The following is a 1788-nucleotide window of genomic DNA, read 5'->3' as shown; positions in this document are numbered from 1 at the left end:
GCCCAGGCGGTCCCGTCCGCACCCTCCGCGAACGCCTTGCACCGCCCGTCCGCCGCCAGCCCCCGCTGCCGCGAGAACTCCACGAACACCGTCGGGTCGGGCATGACCGCGACCCCGCCGGCCAGAGCCAGGTCGCACTCGCCCCGCCGCAAGGACTGCACCGCCAGGTGCAACGCCACCAACGACGACGAACACGCCGTCCCGACGGTCAGCGCGGGCCCCTCCAGCCCCAGGGTGTAGGCGATCCGGCCGGACATCACGGCGTCGGCGTTGCCCGTCAGCAGATAGCCCTCGGTGCCCTCGGGCGCCCGCGCGGTGTCGGTGACGTACCCCGTGTGCGCGGCTCCGACGAAGACACCGGTGCGGCTGCCGCGCAGCGACGCGGGGACGATCCCGGCCCGCTCCAGCGCCTCCCACGACGTCTCCAGCAGCAACCGCTGCTGGGGGTCCATCACCAGTGCCTCGTTCGGCGAGACGCCGAAGAAGGCCGCGTCGAAGTCCCCGGCACCGGTGAGGAAGCCGCCTTCGCGGCAGTACGTCGTACCGGGAGTGTCGGGGTCGGGCGAGTACACGGCTTCCTCGTCCCAGCCGCGGTCGGCCGGGAAGCGGGTGATCGCGTCGACGCCGTCCGCGGCGAGCCGCCACAGGTCGTCGGGGCTGCTCACGCCACCGGGGTAGCGGCAGGCCATGCCCACGACGGCGACCGGCTCGTGCGCGGCGGCCCGGAGCTCCCGGTGCTGCCGGCGCAGCCGCTCGGTCTCCTTGACGGAGGTGCGCAGCGCATCCAGCACTTCGTCCATGGAGGGTGACATCTTCGGCTTCCTCGTCTGCTCGCTGGGAAGAGGGCGGCGGTCGGCGCCGGGGGGCGCGCTACCGCTCCGGGGCCCCGTCGGGGGCGGTCCCGTCGAGGGCGGTCCTCGCCGGGTCGGGCCCGCCGTCGGCCGGTTCGGCGGCTCCTGCGGCTCCTGCGGCTCCGGTGGCCAGCCGGATCAGGGCGTCCGCGTCGAGTGCGTCGATGTCGGCCTCGTGGGCGGCCGGCTCCGGTGCGGGCGGCGGGGTCGCGGGTCCTCCGGCCGGCTCCGGTGCGGGCGGCGGGGTCGCGGGTCCTCCGGCCGGCTCCGGAGCGCCGCCCGGTGCGGGGTCGCCCGCGGACAGCCGCTCCAGCAGCGCGCCGCCGAGCCGGTCGACGGTGGGGTGGTCGAAGATGACCGTCGCCGGCAGGACCAGGCCGGTCGTCTCGGCGAGCCGGCCGCGCATCCGCACCGCGGCGAGCGAGTCGAAGCCGAGTTCCTTGAAGGCGACGTCGTGGCCGATACCGTCGGTCCCGTCGTGGCCCAGCACCTCTGCCGCCACCGTGCGGACCAGGTCGACCAGGACCTTGGTGCGCTCGCGCGGGGTGAGGGCGGCGTCGACGCGCCGGCGCAGTCCGTCCGACGAGTCCACGGTGGGCTCGGGGGTGCGCACCGCACGGACCTGGGGGATCTCGGAGATCAGGGGGCTGGGCCGGTAGGCGGTGAACCCGGTGACGAAATGCTCCCAGTCGATGTCGGCGACCGTGACGCAGGTGTCGTCCTGGTTCAGGGCCGTGTGCAGTGCCTCGATGCCCGCCTCGGGCCGCATCGGGGCGAGACCGCGCTCGGCGTAGAAGTCCGTAACGCCATCGTCCGCTCCCATGCCGTCGCCGCCCCACAGGCCCCAGGCCACGGACGTCGCGACCCGCCCCCGCGCACGACGCCGCTCCGCCAACGCATCCAGATGCGCATTGGCCGCCGCATACACCGACTGCCC

Annotated in this window: 2 protein-coding genes; both read right to left on the bottom strand. The window is 75.1% G+C overall.

The window, feature by feature from the left end; all coding sequences use genetic code 11:
• Positions 1-812, bottom strand: an 812-nt coding sequence (locus tag AC07FV_RS34800; RefSeq protein WP_479091768.1) for a beta-ketoacyl synthase N-terminal-like domain-containing protein, incomplete at its 3' end; no start/stop codon positions are given.
• 58 nt (positions 813-870) lie between these two features.
• A partial coding sequence (locus AC07FV_RS34795) for an acyl carrier protein (RefSeq protein ID WP_479091766.1) occupies positions 871-1788 on the bottom strand: 918 nt, incomplete at its 5' end.

This window comes from Streptomyces sp. NPDC045956 (genome assembly GCF_056430705.1).
The sequence above is the reverse complement of the archived record's forward strand: the minus strand, read 5'-3'. Positions and strand labels throughout refer to the sequence as shown.